13 protein-coding genes are annotated in these 14,438 nt (G+C 73.3%); 3 read left to right on the top strand and 10 right to left on the bottom strand.

The window, feature by feature from the left end:
• The first annotated feature begins 10 nt into the window (after positions 1-10).
• A complete protein-coding gene (locus ACIBMZ_RS19330) occupies positions 11-1,015 on the top strand; it encodes a phosphotransferase (protein WP_396695558.1) in 1,005 nt (334 codons plus the stop codon).
• A 36-nt stretch (positions 1,016-1,051) separates the two neighbouring features.
• Here the strand turns inward: ACIBMZ_RS19330 and ACIBMZ_RS19335 are convergent, their stop codons facing one another.
• The 4 genes from ACIBMZ_RS19335 to ACIBMZ_RS19350 are packed head-to-tail and all read right to left on the bottom strand — an operon-like array spanning position 1,052 to position 6,312.
• On the bottom strand, positions 1,052-2,875 hold the full coding sequence (locus ACIBMZ_RS19335; protein ID WP_396695560.1) for an IucA/IucC family protein: 1,824 nt from the start codon (positions 2,873-2,875) through the stop codon (positions 1,052-1,054).
• On the bottom strand, positions 2,872-3,441 hold the full coding sequence (locus tag ACIBMZ_RS19340; RefSeq protein WP_396695862.1) for a GNAT family N-acetyltransferase: 570 nt from the start codon (positions 3,439-3,441) through the stop codon (positions 2,872-2,874). The genes ACIBMZ_RS19335 and ACIBMZ_RS19340 overlap by 4 nt, the downstream gene beginning before the upstream one ends.
• Positions 3,442-3,446: 5 nt before the next feature.
• Positions 3,447-4,727, bottom strand: a complete 1,281-nt coding sequence (locus ACIBMZ_RS19345; protein WP_396695562.1) for a lysine N(6)-hydroxylase/L-ornithine N(5)-oxygenase family protein — start codon at positions 4,725-4,727, stop codon at positions 3,447-3,449.
• Positions 4,728-4,761: 34 nt separating this feature from the next.
• Positions 4,762-6,312 carry a pyridoxal phosphate-dependent decarboxylase family protein gene (locus ACIBMZ_RS19350; protein ID WP_396695564.1) on the bottom strand — a complete coding sequence of 517 codons (1,551 nt, stop codon included), beginning with the start codon at positions 6,310-6,312 and terminating at the stop codon, positions 4,762-4,764.
• Positions 6,313-6,878: 566 nt separating this feature from the next.
• Between ACIBMZ_RS19350 and ACIBMZ_RS19355 the strand changes: the two genes are divergently transcribed.
• Complete coding sequence (locus ACIBMZ_RS19355) at positions 6,879-8,939, top strand: penicillin acylase family protein (RefSeq protein ID WP_396695566.1); 2,061 nt, start codon at positions 6,879-6,881, stop codon at positions 8,937-8,939.
• Positions 8,932-9,495, top strand: coding sequence for a GNAT family N-acetyltransferase (locus tag ACIBMZ_RS19360; protein ID WP_396695568.1), 564 nt, complete (start codon positions 8,932-8,934; stop codon positions 9,493-9,495). Before ACIBMZ_RS19355 ends, ACIBMZ_RS19360 begins: the two co-directional genes overlap by 8 nt.
• 120 nt (positions 9,496-9,615) lie before the next feature.
• On the opposite strand, the gene ACIBMZ_RS19365 is transcribed toward ACIBMZ_RS19360, so the two are convergent.
• The 6 genes from ACIBMZ_RS19365 to ACIBMZ_RS19390 form a co-directional block, all read right to left on the bottom strand.
• Positions 9,616-10,323: a RibD family protein gene (locus ACIBMZ_RS19365; protein WP_396695570.1), complete on the bottom strand. Its 708-nt coding sequence runs from the start codon at positions 10,321-10,323 to the stop codon at positions 9,616-9,618.
• On the bottom strand, positions 10,320-10,952 hold the full coding sequence (ribA, locus tag ACIBMZ_RS19370) for a GTP cyclohydrolase II (protein ID WP_396695572.1): 633 nt from the start codon (positions 10,950-10,952) through the stop codon (positions 10,320-10,322). Before ribA ends, ACIBMZ_RS19365 begins: the two co-directional genes overlap by 4 nt.
• 11 nt (positions 10,953-10,963) lie before the next feature.
• Positions 10,964-11,926, bottom strand: coding sequence for a lysylphosphatidylglycerol synthase domain-containing protein (locus tag ACIBMZ_RS19375; protein ID WP_396695574.1), 963 nt, complete (start codon positions 11,924-11,926; stop codon positions 10,964-10,966).
• A 62-nt stretch (positions 11,927-11,988) separates the two neighbouring features.
• A complete protein-coding gene (locus ACIBMZ_RS19380; RefSeq protein WP_396695576.1) occupies positions 11,989-12,813 on the bottom strand; it encodes an SAM-dependent methyltransferase in 825 nt (274 codons plus the stop codon).
• 120 nt (positions 12,814-12,933) lie between these two features.
• Complete coding sequence (locus ACIBMZ_RS19385; protein WP_396695578.1) at positions 12,934-13,971, bottom strand: glycosyltransferase family 4 protein; 1,038 nt, start codon at positions 13,969-13,971, stop codon at positions 12,934-12,936.
• A gap of 40 nt (positions 13,972-14,011) precedes the next feature.
• A complete protein-coding gene (locus tag ACIBMZ_RS19390; protein WP_396695580.1) occupies positions 14,012-14,437 on the bottom strand; it encodes a 6-pyruvoyl trahydropterin synthase family protein in 426 nt (141 codons plus the stop codon).
• Position 14,438 lies beyond the last annotated feature (1 nt).

Genomic DNA, 14,438 nt, shown 5'->3' on the forward strand with positions numbered 1-14,438 from the left:
CCCTGGTCCGGTGCCGCCGCTCAGCCCCACCCAACAGATCCTCACCGCCGACGACGTGACCGACTACGTCCGGGCCTCGTTCGGCCCCGACCGCAAGGTCCGCGACTGCGCGCCGCTGACCGGCGGCGGCTTCGCCACCGTGTGGTGGGTCCACCTCGACGACGACCGCGAAGTCGTGCTCAAGGTGGGCCCGCCGCCCACCGCCCGGCTGCTGCGGTACGAGACCGGGCTGCTCGCCGCCGAGGCCCGCTACTTCCGGCTGGTCGCCACCGGAGCGCCGACGGTGCCGGTGCCGACCGTGCTGCACCACGGGGTGCACCCGCGCCTCGGCGAGTGGCTGGTCACCAGCCGGCTGCCCGGCCGCGCCCTGCCCGACCTGGACGTCGACGACGCACCGGCCCGCGCCGACCTGGGCGCGGCGACGGCAGCCGTGCACCGCATCACCGGCGACCGGTTCGGCTACGACGCGGACCGGACCGGCGGGACGACGTGGCGGGCGGCGTTCACGGCGATCATCGAGGATCTGCTCGCCGACGCCGCCGACTGGGACATCGCGCTGCCCGTCCCGCCGCAGCGGTTCCGCACGCTGGTCGCCCGGCACGGTGACCTGCTCGACCAGGTACGCCGACCGGCGCTGCTGCACTTCGACTGTTGGGACGGCAACGTGCTGGCCGCGCCGGACGACACCGGCGCGTACCGGATGTGCGGGCTGGTCGACGGCGAACGGTTCCTCTACGGCGACCCGCTGCTGGACCTGGTCTCACCGCTGCTGTTCCGGCGCGCCGAGGACGAGCCGACGCACCCGTTCCTGCGCGGGTACGCCGAGGCCACCGGCACGCCACTGGTCTTCGACGACGGGGTACGCCGCCGGTTGGCGTTGTACCGGATGCACCTGCACCTGCTGATGACCGTGGAGATGCCCAGCCGGGGCATCACGCCCGACAACGACCCGGGGCGGCACACGATCCTGGCCGACCTGTTGACGCGGGACCTGGCCGACCTGTCCGACGACTGACCCGCCCTGCCACGGTCGGCAGGACGGGTCACCGGCTCACCGCGCGGGCGCGAAGGGGGCCAGCGGGTTGGGCAGGGCGCCGACGAGTTGCAGGGCGGCCGACGGGTCGGACAGGTCGACCATCTGCTGGTTGTCGCGCAGTTGCAGCCGGTTGAGGCAGGACAGCGCGAACTCCGGGGCGAACAGGTCGTAGCGGGCCAGCCGGTCGGCCAGGTGCGGCACCTGGTCGGCGTACGCGGTGGCGCAGTCGGCGACCGCCCGCCAGAACGTCTCCTCGTCCACCACGCCCTGCGCGACCAGGGTGGCGCTGAGGAAGCGGAAGAAGCAGTCGAAGACGTCGGTGAAGATGGAGAGCAGCTTCATGTCCTCCGGGATGTCGGCCCGGATGCGCTCCACGGTCGCCGGCAGCTCCGCGTCGGCGCTCATCACCACGATCTCCTCGGCGATGTCCTTGAAGATCACCCGTTCGACCGCGCCGTCGCGCAGCACCAGGATGACGTTCTCGCCGTGCGGCATGAAGGCCAGGTCGTAGGCGTAGAAGGCGTGCAGCAGCGGGGTCAGGTAGGCGTTCAGGTAGCGGCGCAGCCACTCCGTCGGCGCGAGCTTCGAGGCGGCGACGAGTTCGGCGGCGAACGAGCGGCCGTCGGCGTCGACGTGCAGCAGCGACGCCATGGTGGCCAGCCGTTCGTCGGGGGCGAGGCCGGGCACCGGGCTCTCCCGCCAGAGCGCCGCCAGCATCTTGCGGTACGGCGAGTAGCGGTCGGTCGCCGCCTCGTACTGCCGGTGCCGGTAGCCGACGGCGGCCCGCTCCCGCAGGATGGTCAGGCCGGTGGCGCCGAACACCGCGTCCCCGGCGACCAACTCGGCGAGCCAGTCGTTGATCGCCGGAGTGGCCTCCATGTACGCGGCCGACAGCCCCCGCATGAAGCCCATGTTCAGCACCGACAGGGCGGTCTTGACGTAGTGCCGCTGCGGTGCGCTGACGTTGAAGAAGGTCCGGATGGACTGCTGGGCCAGGTATTCGTCCGGCCCCTCGCCGAGGTACACCAGGCGGCGGCGGGCCACCTCACCGGCGAAGGTCACCGACGTCTTGTTCCACCACTGCCACGGGTGCACCGGCATGAGCAGGTAGTCGTCCAGGTCCAGGCCGAGTTCGCGCATCGTGTCGCTGAACCGGTCCAGGGTCGCCTCGCCCAGTTCCGCCCGCAGGAAGCTCGCGTACTCCAGGTCGGCGGCGCAGGTGAAGCGGGCGTGGTCGCGGTGCGCGGCCACCCAGACGAGGCGTACCGGCCGGGCCGCCTCCGGGGCGAACCGGTGGTACTCGTCGACGCCGAAGCCGAGCCGGCCGTTGTTGGCCACGAAGCACGGGTGGCCCTCGGTCATCGACGTCTCGATCACCTGGAAGTCGGCCTCGACCAGCTCGGCGGCGCTCGGCAGCGCGCGGTCCAGCTTGTACGCGGCACCGGCCAGCGTGGAGGTGATCTCCTCCAGGTAGACCGGCAGGATCCGGTCGGCGAGCCCCAACGCGTCGCGCAGTTCCAGACAGAGGTCGACGGCGTCCAGCGGCAGCGACTCGTCACCCCGGTGCCGGGTGATGCTGCCCGGGTCGATGTCCCAGTGCTCCAGCGCCAGCACCCGCGCCGCGAAGCGGTACCGCACCGCGCCGGAGTCGCCGCTCACCGCGTACCACCGGCGGCCGTACGCGTCGGCGGGCCCGGCGCTCGGGTCGACCGGCTCGGGGGTCAGCAGCCGCTCGTGGGTGAACTCCGCGAGGGCCTTGCGCACCAGCAGCCGGTTGACCCGCTCCCAGGTCTGCGGACGCAGGTGCGCGACCGGTGCGGACGAGGCGGGGGTGGTCACGATGACGCTCCTTCGTTACGGGTCGCGGCGACGAACCGCTCCCGGGTGCAGATGCTCAACAGGGCCGTCTTCTCCGGCTTGGCGATCGGGCCGACCACCTCGAACCCGACCGCCGCGTTGAGCGCGTGCACGGCGGTGTTGCGCACGTCCGGCTCGACCACGACCCGACGGGTGGCGGGGTCGGTGAGGAGCCAGGCCAGCACGGTGGTGATCACAGCGGTGGTGAAGCCGTGCACCGGGGTGTCGGTGGGCGCGCAGAGGAAGTGCATGCCCACGTCGCCGGGCTGCGCGTCGTACAGGCCGACCAGCTCCACCCGGGCCGGGTCGTACCGTTCGGCGAGGAACGCCGGCTCGCCGCGCCACAGCCCGAGGTACGCGTCGTGGTGCGGGTGGGCGGCGATCGTGCCGTACTCGGCCGCGACCCGGTCCACGTCGGCGTCCTGCATCATCCAGAACGCCGCCTTCGGGTGGGTGACCCAGCGGTGCAGCAGCGGCGCGTCGGCGGCCACGTCGAGCGTACGCAGGGCGAACTCGCCCAGCCCCGGATCGTGCCGGGTGAACACGATCTCGGTCACGCGGGCACCCCGAACTCCTGGAACGTGATCGACTTCTCGATCGGGTACGGCTCCCGACCGAGCAGCTCACGGATGATCCAGGCGTTGCGGTACGGGCCCATCCCCAGGTCGGGCGAGGTGATGCTGTGCGTGTGCGTGCCACCGTTCTGGAGGAAGACGCCGCGTCCGGTCTGGTCGATGCTGTAGTTGCGGGCGACGTCGAGCCGACCGTGCCCGTCGAAGCGCAGCCGGTCCCGGATCGGGTCCAGGTATGCCGGCACCCGGTAGTGGTAGCCGGTGGCCAGCACCAGCCCCTCGGTCTCCAGCGTGAAGTCGCGTTCCTGCTCGACGTGGCGCAGCGCCAGCGTGTGCACCCCGGCGGCCTCGTCGTAGCGCACCCCGGTCAGCTCGGTGTTGGTCAGCAGGCGGGTGTCCACCGGCCCGTGCACGCTGGTGGCGTAGAGCAGGTCGAAGATGCCGTCGATCAGGTCGGCGGAGATCCCCTTGAACAGGCCCTTCTGCTCGGACTCCAACCGGTAGCGGGTCGCCTCGGGCAGCGCGTGGAAGTAGTCCACGTAGTCCGGTGAGGTCATCTCCAGGGTGAGCTTGGTGTACTCCAGCGGGAAGAACCGGGGTGAGCGGGTCACCCAGTTCAGCCGGTAGCCGTAGGTGTGGATGTCGCCGAGCAGGTCGTGGTAGATCTCGGCGGCGCTCTGGCCACTGCCGACCACGGTGATGCTGCGCTTCGCGCGCAGCGCGTCCCGGTTGGGCAGGTAGCGCGAGTTGTGCACCGCGTCGGAGGTCAGCCCGGCGCAGGCGGGCGGCAGGTGCGGCGGCGTGCCGGTGCCGAGCACCACGTGCCGGGCCCGGTGCGTGACGGTGCTGCCGTCGACGGTGGCGCTCACCACGTACCGGTCGTCGGCCGGGTCGTACTCGACGGCGGTCACCTGGTGGCCGAAGCGCAGGTTGGACAGCTTCCCGGCGGCCCACCGGCAGTACGCGTCGTACTCGACCCGCAGCGGGTAGAAGTTCTCCCGGATGTAGAAGGGGTAGAGCCGACCGATCTCCTTCAGATAGCTGAGGAAGGAGTACGGCGAGGTGGGGTCGGCCAGGGTCACCAGGTCGGCCATGAACGGGGTCTGTAGGCGGGACGACTCCAGCAGCATCCCGGGGTGCCAGGACACGTCGTCGCGGGCCTCCAGGAACAGTCCGTCGAGGTCGGCGATCGGCGCGGTCAGGCAGGCCAGGCCGAGGTTGTACGGGCCGAGACCGATCCCGATGAAGTCGTAGCTGGACATCCGGCCCTCCAGGCTCGGGTTCTCCGGCGGCATGTCAGCCGACCGGGCAGGTCAGGTCAACGGCGGGCGTGCCGGCGTGGGCGTGCACGTACCGGCCGGCGTGCTCGGCGATCAGGTCCAGCACGTACCCGACATCCTCGCGCGTGGTGTGCGGATTGAGAACGGTGAACTTGAGGTACTGCCGACCGTCCACCTTGGTCCCCGCGACGACGGCCAGGCCGGAGGCGGCCAGTGCCTCCCGGGCCCGCAGGTTGGCCGCGTCCGCCAGGTCCCGGCCGGGGCCGCCGGGCAGCCAGCGGAACACCACGGTGCTCAGCGGCGAGCGGGTCAGCACCTCGAAGCGGGGGTCGGCGGCGACCATCTCGAAGGCGTCGTCGGCCCGGTCGCAGACCTCGTCGAACAGCTCACCGACCGCGTCCGGGCCCATCACCCGCAGGGTCAGCCAGAGCTTGAGGGCGTCGAAGCGCCGGGTGGTCTGCATGCTCTTGTCGACCTGGTTGGGGATGCGCTGGGCGACCATCCGGGCCGGGTTGAGGTAGTCGGCGTGCCAGGTGACGTGCCGCAGCGTCCGCCCGTCGCGGACCAGCACCGCGCTGGAACTGACCGGCTGGAAGAAGGACTTGTGGTAGTCGACGGTCACCGAGTCGGCCCGCTCGATGCCGTCGAGCAGGTGCCGGCGGGTCGGCGAGACCAGCAGCCCGCAGCCGTACGCGGCGTCGACGTGCAGCCACACCCCGGCGGTGGCGCACACCTCGGCGATCTCGTCGAGCGGGTCGATGGTGCCGAAGTCGGTGGTGCCGGCGGTGGCCACGACCGCCATCACCGGCAGGCCGTCGCGTCGGCAGCGGGAGATCTCGTGGCGGACCGCGCCGGACCGCATCCGCCGGTCCGGGCCGGTCTCCACCAGCACGATCGCGTCCGGGGCCAGACCGAGCAGCTTGGCCGCCTTCTGCACGCTGAAGTGACCGGCCGCGGAGGCGATGATCCGCAGCCGGGGCAGCAGGATGCGCCGGTCGGCGGGGGTGGCACCGGCCAGGGCCTCCTCCCGGGCCAGCAGCAGGGCGTGCAGGTTGGACTGGGTGCCGCCGCTGGTGAACACCCCGTCGGCGGTCGGGCCGAACCCGATCCGGCCGGCCGTCCAGTCGACCAGCCGCCGCTCGATGAGGGTGCCGCCGGCGCTCTGGTCCCAGGTGTCCATCGAGGAGTTCACGGCGCTGAGCACCGCCTCGCCGAGCAGCGCCGGGAGGACCACCGGACAGTTCAGGTGGGCCAGGTAGCGGGGGTGGTGGAAGTAGACCGCGTCACGCAGGTAGACCTCCTCCAACTCGTCCAGGGCGGCGGTGGCGTCACCCAGCGGGCGGTCCAGGTCGACCGCGTCGACCAGCGGCGCCAACTCGTCCGGGCGTACGCCGGTGCAGGGTCCGGTCGCCTCGGCCACCCGCCGGGCCACCCGCTCGGTGCCGGCCGCCACGACACGCTGGTACTCCTCGACTGTGCCGGCGTGGAACAGGTGGGTACGGGCTGTTGTGGGCCCGTTCGGCGGCCGGGTCGGCGTTGCCTCGGCGGTGTGCACCGGCAGGGTCATGGACGTCCTCCACGCTCGGCGGATCAGGTGTCGGGCAGGCGGAAGCCGCCGCTCGTACGTCGAGCGGCGGGGCGCTGCGGTCTCGGCGGGTGGTGGCATGGACGGCCGGCGGGATGAGGCGCGGGTCGCCCGGAGGCGTCAGGCGAGCAGTCGCGCACCCGGCGGCGGGGTGGCGGTCGGCACGAGGCCGGAAATGGCGGATGCGAAGCGAGGTCGACCGATGTGAGCGCTTCGCGGAAGACCGAAAGTGATCGGCGAGTCGGCTCCATCACGACCGGTGGTCCCGCCGAATGCGGCAGCAGTGCCGGCGGCGAGTGGGCCCCTGGACGGGGAGCGGCGGACGGAGACGGGATCAGGCATCGCGTCGTCTTTCGATCAGGGTCGAGAGGACCTTGGACAACCGCGGTTAGGTTAACCTAACCTAACCGGCTGTCAAGTCCCGCTCGGCGTTTCGCACCACACAGGAGCTCACACTGTCCGTCATCGAGCCACCACCCGATCCCCCCACCGCCGGTCCCCGCCGCTGTCCTGCGCACCGGTACGGTTACGCCGTGGACGAGCGGCGGATGACCGGACCATCCGCGCACAGTGGACGCCGCTACCGGGACCGGTACGGCATCCCGCACCTACGCGCCGACGACCCCGGCTCGCTGGCGTACGCGCAGGGTCGGGTGACCGCCCTGGACCGGGCCTGGCAGATCGAGGTGGAGCGGCACCGCTCGCAGGGCACCAGCGCCGCCTTCCTCGGCCCGGACGCGCTCGCCTGGGACCGGTTCGCGCGGCAGGTCCGGCTCGCCGACACCGCGCGCCGCTGCCACGCGGCGCTGGACCCGGCCACGGCCGAGTGGGTCGGCCGGTACGTCGACGGCGTCAACAGCGGTCTCGCCGAGGGCGCGGCCCGGGCGCCCGAGTTCGCCACCACCGGCCTGTCCCCCGGCACCTGGCAGCCGTGGACACCGCTGGCCGTCTGGCTCGGCCACCACGTGCTCTTCGCCGGGCTGCCCACCAAACTCTGGCGCGAACACGTGGCGCGAAAGCTCGGTCCGGCGGCGGCCCGCCTGTTCGCCGTCGACGGGCAGGTGACCTCCGGCAGCAACGGCTGGCTGGTCACCGGCGACCGGACCGCCACCGGTGCGGCGCTGATCGCCGGTGACCCGCACCGGTTCATCGAGGCGCCCGGCATCTACCAGCAGATCCGCCTGGCCTGCCCGGAGTACGACGTGCTCGGCTTCGCCGTGCCCGGCGTGCCGGGCCTGCCGCACTTCGGGCACGCCGGTGCGGTGGCCTGGGCCATCACCAACGCGATGTCCGACTACCAGGACCTGTACGCCGAGCGGCTGCGCCGGGTCGGCGACGCGGTCGAGGCGTACGGGCCGGACGGGTGGCGACCGGCGTACCGGCAGGTCGAGACCGTCGAGGTGGCCGGTGCCGACCCGGTCGAGGTCGAGGTGATCGAGACCGAGCGCGGGCCGGTGGTCTCCGGCGGCCCGGACCACGACCCGGAGCTGGCCGTCAGCCTGCGTCACCCGCCCCGGGTCACCGGTGACCTCGGCTTCGCCGTGCTGCCCGCGCTGCTGCGCGCCCGCACCGTCGGCGACCTGGACGCCGCGCTGGACGGCTGGGTCGAGCCGGTCAACGTGGTGCTCGCCGCCGACACCGACGGTGGGCTGCTGCACCGGGTCGCCGGGCGGGTGCCCCGACGGCATGAGGACAACGGGCTGCGGGTGGTGCCCGGCTGGTCGGCGGAGCACACCTGGCACGGCTGGCACGACACCCCGCAGTCCCCGGTCGACGGGGTGGCGGTGATGGCCAACGAACGCGGCATCTCCGCCGACCTCGGGGTCGAGTTCGCCCCGCCGTACCGGGCCGACCGGATCCGTACGCTGCTCACCGCCGGCACAAGCTGGCGGGCGGAGCAGATGGCCGCCGTACACACCGACACCCACCTGGCCGGAGCCGAACCGCTGCTCGCCGTGCTCGCCGACCTGGACGGGCTCAGCGCCGACGCCGACGCCCTGCGGACCCGGCTGCTGGCGTGGGACCGCCGGATGGCCGCCGACAGCGTCGACGCGGCGGCCTTCGCCGACCTGCGCTCGGCGGTGGCCCGGCGGCTCGCCGCCCACCCGGCGCTGGCCGTGCTGGCCGAGCCGCCGGCCCACCCGGAGGTGTTCCACCCCTGGCTGGCGCTGGTGCCCCGGGTCGGGTACGCGGTGGTCCCGCTGCTGCACGCCGATCTGCCGGGCGTGGACCGCGACGCGCTGGTGCGGGCGGCGGCCGAGGAGGTCGCCGCGACCGGCGACAGCCGCCGGTGGGGTGAGCGGCACCGGCTGCTGCCGTGGCGGGCCCTGCCCGATCCGGCCGCCCCACCCGGTCCGGAGCTGTCCGGCGACGGCGACTGCGTGCTGGCCACCTCCAGCGTGCCCGGCGTCACCGACCTGTGCCTACGCGGCCCGGCCGCCCGCTACGTGTGGGACCTGGCCCGCCGCGAGGACAGCCGGTGGGTGGTGCCGCTCGGCGCCACCGGCACCGGAGAGCACCGCGACGACCAGCTCACCCACTGGTTGCGCGGCGAACTGGTCGAGGTGACCTGCGACTGGGACCGCCTCACCGAGGAGCACGATGACTGACCCGCACCACCACACGCGACACGTCCCCGGTTTCGGCACCGTCACCTTCCGGCCGGTCGACCCGGACGCCGACGCGGACGTCATCCACGGCTGGGTCAGCCAGGACCGGGCCCGCTTCTGGGGCATGCGCGACGCCGACCGCGACCGGGTCGCGGAGGTCTACCGGTACGTCGACTCGCTGCCCACCCACCACGCGTACCTGACGCTGCGGGACGGGGACCCGGTCGCGCTGTTCCAGGGCTACCAGCCGGAACACGACCCGGTCGGCGAGTGCTACCCGGTACGCCCCGGCGACTACGGCGGCCACCTGCTGATCGGCACCCCGGTACGCCCCGAGCCCGGCTTCACCGGCACGCTGCTCGCCGAGTTCGTCGCGTTCGTCTTCACCGACCCCACCCGACAGCGGCTCATCATGGAGCCCGACGCCCGCAACGACAAGGCGATCGCCCGGCTCCGGCGGGCCGGTTTCGTCGAGGGCCCGTTGATCGACCTGCCGCACAAGCAGGCCCGCCTGATGCTCCTGGACCGCCCCGATGACCAGGCCGGCCCCATCTGACCATCAGCTCACCACCGCCCTGTCCGTGTGGTCGCGCACTCGATCCAGGATCGAGTGGTCAGCCCGCGGGCCCGATGCCACTGGATCCTGGATCGAGCGTGATCTTGAGCACGTCGGCGCTCAGGCCGTCTGGCAGCGCTCCGACAGGGCGTAGCGGGTGAGCACCACGTCCCCGATCTGGCGCGCCTCCACCACCTGGGCCCGCCGCCCCGGGTGCCAGGGGAACCGGCCCTCGCCGACGAACCGGGGTGCCCGCCGGTCCCCCACGAAGAACGGCGCCACCACCAGGTGCAGTTCGTCGGCCAGCCCGGCGGCGAGGAACTGACCGTGCACCACCGCCCCGCCCTCCACCAGCAGTCGACGTATCCCCCGGCCGGCGAGGTCGGCCAGCGCCCGACCCAGGTCGATCGGGTCACCGGCGTCGACCACGGTGGCCAGGTCACCGAGGCGGTGCCGGGTCTTCTCCAGCGCCCCGCTGGCACAGTAGACGATCCGGTCGGTGTCGCCGACGGTGAAGAACCGGGCGGTCGGGTCCAGGTCACCGCAGCCGGTCAGGGTCACCCGGGTCGGTGACTCCGGCAGGCCCCGGGCCACCCGGTCGGCCCGACGCCGGTCGCAGCGGACCAGCAGTCGGGGGTCGTCACGACGGACCGTACCGGCCCCGACCAGGATCGCGTCGCAGTCGGCGCGGACCGCGTCGACCCGGTCGAGGTCCGCGTCGTTGGAGAGCAGCAGCCGTTCCTCGGTGGCGTCGTCGATGTAGCCGTCGATCGAGGTCGCGCAGCTCAGCAGCACGTACGGGCGCTGCGCCGTCGCCGGGGCGGTCACCGGACGAAGGGAAGATCGACGGCGCGGGCGGCCCGGCTGGCCTTGGCCGCGAGGTAGTCGGCGTTGGCCGGGGAGAGGAAGACACCGGTGGGCACCTGCTCGGTGACCGTCACCCCGAGGCGTCCCAACTGCTCGGTCTTCTCCGGGTTGTTGCTGAGCACCGCGATCGGCCCGACGCCGAGCGCGACGAGCATCTGCGCGGCCACCGTGTAGTCGCGCTCGTCCTCCTCGTGCCCCAGCGCCACGTTGGCCTCGAAGGTGTCCAGCCCGGCGTCCTGCAACGCGTACGCGTCGAGCTTGGCGTACAGGCCGATGCCCCGGCCCTCCTGACGCAGATAGAGCAGGTACCCACCGACCTCGGCGATCCGCTGCACCGCCTCCCGCAACTGGGGGCCGCAGTCACAGCGCTGGCTGCCGAAGACGTCGCCGGTGAGGCACTCGCTGTGCGGACGGACCAGCGGCACCGCCCCACCCTGCTCGGCGTCGCCGAGCGCGAACGCGAGGTGTTCCCGGCCGTCGACCAGGCCGTCGAAGGTGAACAACCGGGCGGTGGTGGCGTAGCCGTCGGGGAACCGCAGCGGCACGGTGACCTGCGTCCGGATGGTGGCGAGAGGCAGTGAGTCGGACATGGGTCTCCTCGTCATACGGTGGCGGGTACACGGACACGTCGAGCCAGCAGCACGGCCGCTCCGGGCAGGCTCGCGACGAGCACGAGAGCGCCGTACACGGTCGCCGCGGCCACCCCCTCGGCGGCGGTCAGGCCGGCGGCGGCGAACGCCCACGCGGCCACCCCCTCGCGCGGACCGAAACCGGCGACGTTCGCCGGCACGGCCATCGCGAGCAGGGCAAGCAGGGTCAGCGGCAACAGCAGGGTCAGCGGCGCGGTGGAGCCCGCCGTCCGCGCCGCCAGCAGGAACGTCGCCAGATGTCCGCCGATCGCGAGCGCGGAGGCGACCAGCACACCCAGCCAGGTACGCCGGCCCAGCAGGCCGTGGCGCACGTCGGAGACGGCCGTACCGATCGCGCGGGTGATCCGGGTGGCGCCCGACTGCGGCAGCACCCGGGCCGTCAGCACCACGCCGAGCAGCACCGCGACCGCCACCGCGGTCGCCACCGGCAGGTACGGCCGCACCGGCGAGGGGAACACGAACAACAGCACCACCGCGACCGCGACCAGCACCACCTGGCCGGCGACGCGCTCCCAGACCACCGCCCGGATGCCGCGTCCCACGTCACCGACGTCACGGCCGTGGCGTACCGCCCGGTGCACGTCGCCGAGGATCCCGCCGGGCAGGGTGGCGTTCAGGAAGATCGCCCGGTAGCAGTGCGCGACCGCCTCCCGCAGCGGCAGCCCGACGCCGAGACCACCGGCGACCAGGCTCCACCGCCAGGCGACACAGACCGTGGTGAACAGGCCGATGGCGAGCGCGGCGGCCAGCGCGGGCGCGTCGATCAGCCGTAGCCCGGCCAGGAACGGTCCCGTTCCCAGCCAGAGGAGCAGGCCGACGATCACGGCGAGCCCCAGCGCCAGTCGCGCCCATCCCCAGAGCGACCGACCCGCCGGGGCGGCCGTGGAGACGGCGCCACCAGCTAACTCCCCCACGCGTGCCTCCCCGGCATGGCGATCTTCCCTGACTGTACGCACGTAGTCGGACGGCCACCGGTTCAATGGCACAGCGCCAGCAGGTCGACGTGATCGACCTGTACCCCGAGACGACCGGTTCTAGCCTCCTCGCGCCGACGCCGCTCGTACTCGGTGGTGCGGTCGGTCAGCTCGGGCCGCTGCTCACGGGCGGCGTCCAACCAGCCGGTGAACCACTGCTCGGCCAGGTCGGCGTGCTCCGGGCCGAGCCGCCACGGGCTGGGCTGCACCCGCACCGGCACCCCGTGCCGGGCGAAGGCGGCGGTGCAGGCCTCGGCCGCGTCCGGGCCGAGCAGGTGCCGGCCCGCCACGGCGCGCCGCTGATGGGCGTTGAACGCCTCCGCCACCTCGTCGTCGAGCGGGTCGGACGGGGTCAGCCGTACCCCGCCGGTCACCGAGATCAGGAACAGCGTCCGGGTGCCGGCGCCGACACAGGCCGCCACGACGCGGTCGACCTCCTCGGCGGTCAGCATGTCGAGCAGCGCCGAGGCGGTGACCAGGGCGGTGCCGGCCAGGTCGTCGGCGGTCAGCCGGGTCAGGTCCCCCGCCTCGGACCGTACCGTCACCGCGCTGCCGTCGGCGGCGGTGTCGGGCATGTCCGCGCAGGCCCGGGCCAGCAGGTCCGGGTCCCGGTCGTGCAGCACCCAGTGCTGCGGTCCGGGCAGCAGCGGGGCCAGCCAGCGGCCCAGCGAGCCGGTGCCCGCGCCGAAATCGTGTACGACGTGCGGGCCGTCGCCGGTCAGGGTGGCCCGGACCGCGTCGACCAGGTCCGTCGACCGGGCCGCCACGTCGGCGGGTTCGCGCAGCGAGAGCCACTGCGCGAAACCCGGCGGAAGCGCGATGCTCATGCCACCACCCTGACCTGATGATTCACTCGCTGACGCTCGTTCATGCCGGCACTCCGCTCCGCTGCGTGCCACCATGAAGCACCAGTGCCCTGACCTGATGATTCACTCGCTGACGCTCGTTCATGACGCCAATGCCTCCTCGATGGCGGTGGTGATCCGGGTGGTGGTGGCCGTCCAGTCGTCGAGCGTGTCGCGACGTCGCAGGGCGGCGGTACGCAGGCGAACCCGCAGCGCCGCGTCGTCCAGCCAGTGCCGCAGCGCGTCGGCCAGCGCCTGCGGGTCCTCGGCCGGCACGAGCAGCCCCGGCCGTACGCCGTCGGGGGTGTGCCCGAGCGCGGCAGGCAGCCCACCGACGGCCGAGGCCAGCACCGGCACGCCACGGGCCAGCGCCTCGGTGACCACCATCCCGTACGTCTCGCCCCGGGACGGGTGCACCAGCAGGTCGGCGGCGGCGTACGCGGCGGCGAGCCGGTCGCCGGTGAGCGGACCCGCCAGCCGTACCCGGTCGGCGAGGCGGTGCGCGGCGAGCCGGGTCCGCAGCCGGTCGACGAAGGGCGGGTCCCGGTGCAGCGGTCCCGCGCAGGTCAGCGTCCAGTTCCGGTCGGCGACCGCCGCGAGCGCCTCGACCAGCACGTCGTGGCCCTTGTGCGCGGCGACGGCCGCGACGCAGAGCAGTGCCGAGCCCTCCGGCGACCCGGGCGCGGGCGGAGCCGGGTCGACGCCGGGTGCGGCCACGTGCACCCGCTCGGCGGGCAACGCGTACCGCTCCAGCAGCCGGTCGCGGGTCCAGGCGCTGGTGGCGACGACGGTGCTGGCCGTCGCCAGCGCGCGGGCCTCGGCGTCGTCGTCACGGGGCAGGTGCACCAGCGGGACCAGGCGCAGCCGTCGGGCGTGTGCCGCGAGCGCGTCCGGGACCACCGAGGCGACGAGTCCGTCGATCAGGACCGGCGCACCGTCGGGGAGCCCGGCCAGCACCTCGGCCAGCGCGGCGTGCTCGGCCGGGGACGGCTGCGGCCAGCCGCCGGGCACGGCGTGTTCGCGGACCGGCCAACCGGCGGCGGCCAGACCGGCGCAGACGCGCCGGTCGTAGCCGTTGCCGCCGCTGGGTGCGGCCGGGTCGTCGATGTCGCCGGGCAGGATCACGTGCAGGGTCGGCACGTGATCCTCGCCCGACGGAGGTGTATGCGGCACGAGCACGTCAGGCGGCGCCCCCGCCGGTCCCGCCCGGCAGTGACCGTTCGTAGGCGGCCCACGCCACGTGCGACTCGTGCAGGGTGACGGTGATGCCGGTCAGCCCGTGCGCGCCCGCGCCGAGCGCGCCGGAGGCCACCGCGTCGGCGAGCCGGTCGGCGATGGTCCGGGCCAGCACCTCGGTGGTGGTGTTCGTGCCGGCGAAGGCCGGCTCGTCGTCGAGGTTGCGGTAGTTCAGCTCGCCGAGTACCGCCTTGAGCTGGTCGGTGGCCAGTCCGATGTCGACGACGATGCCGTCGGCGTCGAGGTCGGGGCGGCTGAAGGAGGCGTCGACCACGAACGTCGCGCCGTGCAGCCGCTGGGCGGGGCCGAAGACCTCGCCCCGGAAACTGTGGGCGACCATGATGTGGTCACGGACGGTCACGCTGAACACG

Source organism: Micromonospora sp. NPDC049900, assembly GCF_044461025.1.
In the GTDB taxonomy this organism is placed as follows: domain Bacteria; phylum Actinomycetota; class Actinomycetes; order Mycobacteriales; family Micromonosporaceae; genus Micromonospora.

What these genes read in the sequence shown, in the direction of transcription:
- ACIBMZ_RS19345 (WP_396695562.1), bottom strand. Translation starts at nt 4,727, where the DNA reads ATGTCCAGCTACGACTTCATCGGGATCGGTCTCGGCCCGTACAACCTC.
- ACIBMZ_RS19350 (WP_396695564.1), bottom strand. Translation starts at nt 6,312, where the DNA reads ATGACCCTGCCGGTGCACACCGCCGAGGCAACGCCGACCCGGCCGCCG.
- ACIBMZ_RS19355 (WP_396695566.1), top strand. Translation starts at nt 6,879, where the DNA reads ATGACCGGACCATCCGCGCACAGTGGACGCCGCTACCGGGACCGGTAC.
- ACIBMZ_RS19360 (WP_396695568.1), top strand. Translation starts at nt 8,932, where the DNA reads ATGACTGACCCGCACCACCACACGCGACACGTCCCCGGTTTCGGCACC.
- ribA (WP_396695572.1), bottom strand. Translation starts at nt 10,952, where the DNA reads ATGTCCGACTCACTGCCTCTCGCCACCATCCGGACGCAGGTCACCGTG.
- ACIBMZ_RS19380 (WP_396695576.1), bottom strand. Translation starts at nt 12,813, where the DNA reads ATGAGCATCGCGCTTCCGCCGGGTTTCGCGCAGTGGCTCTCGCTGCGC.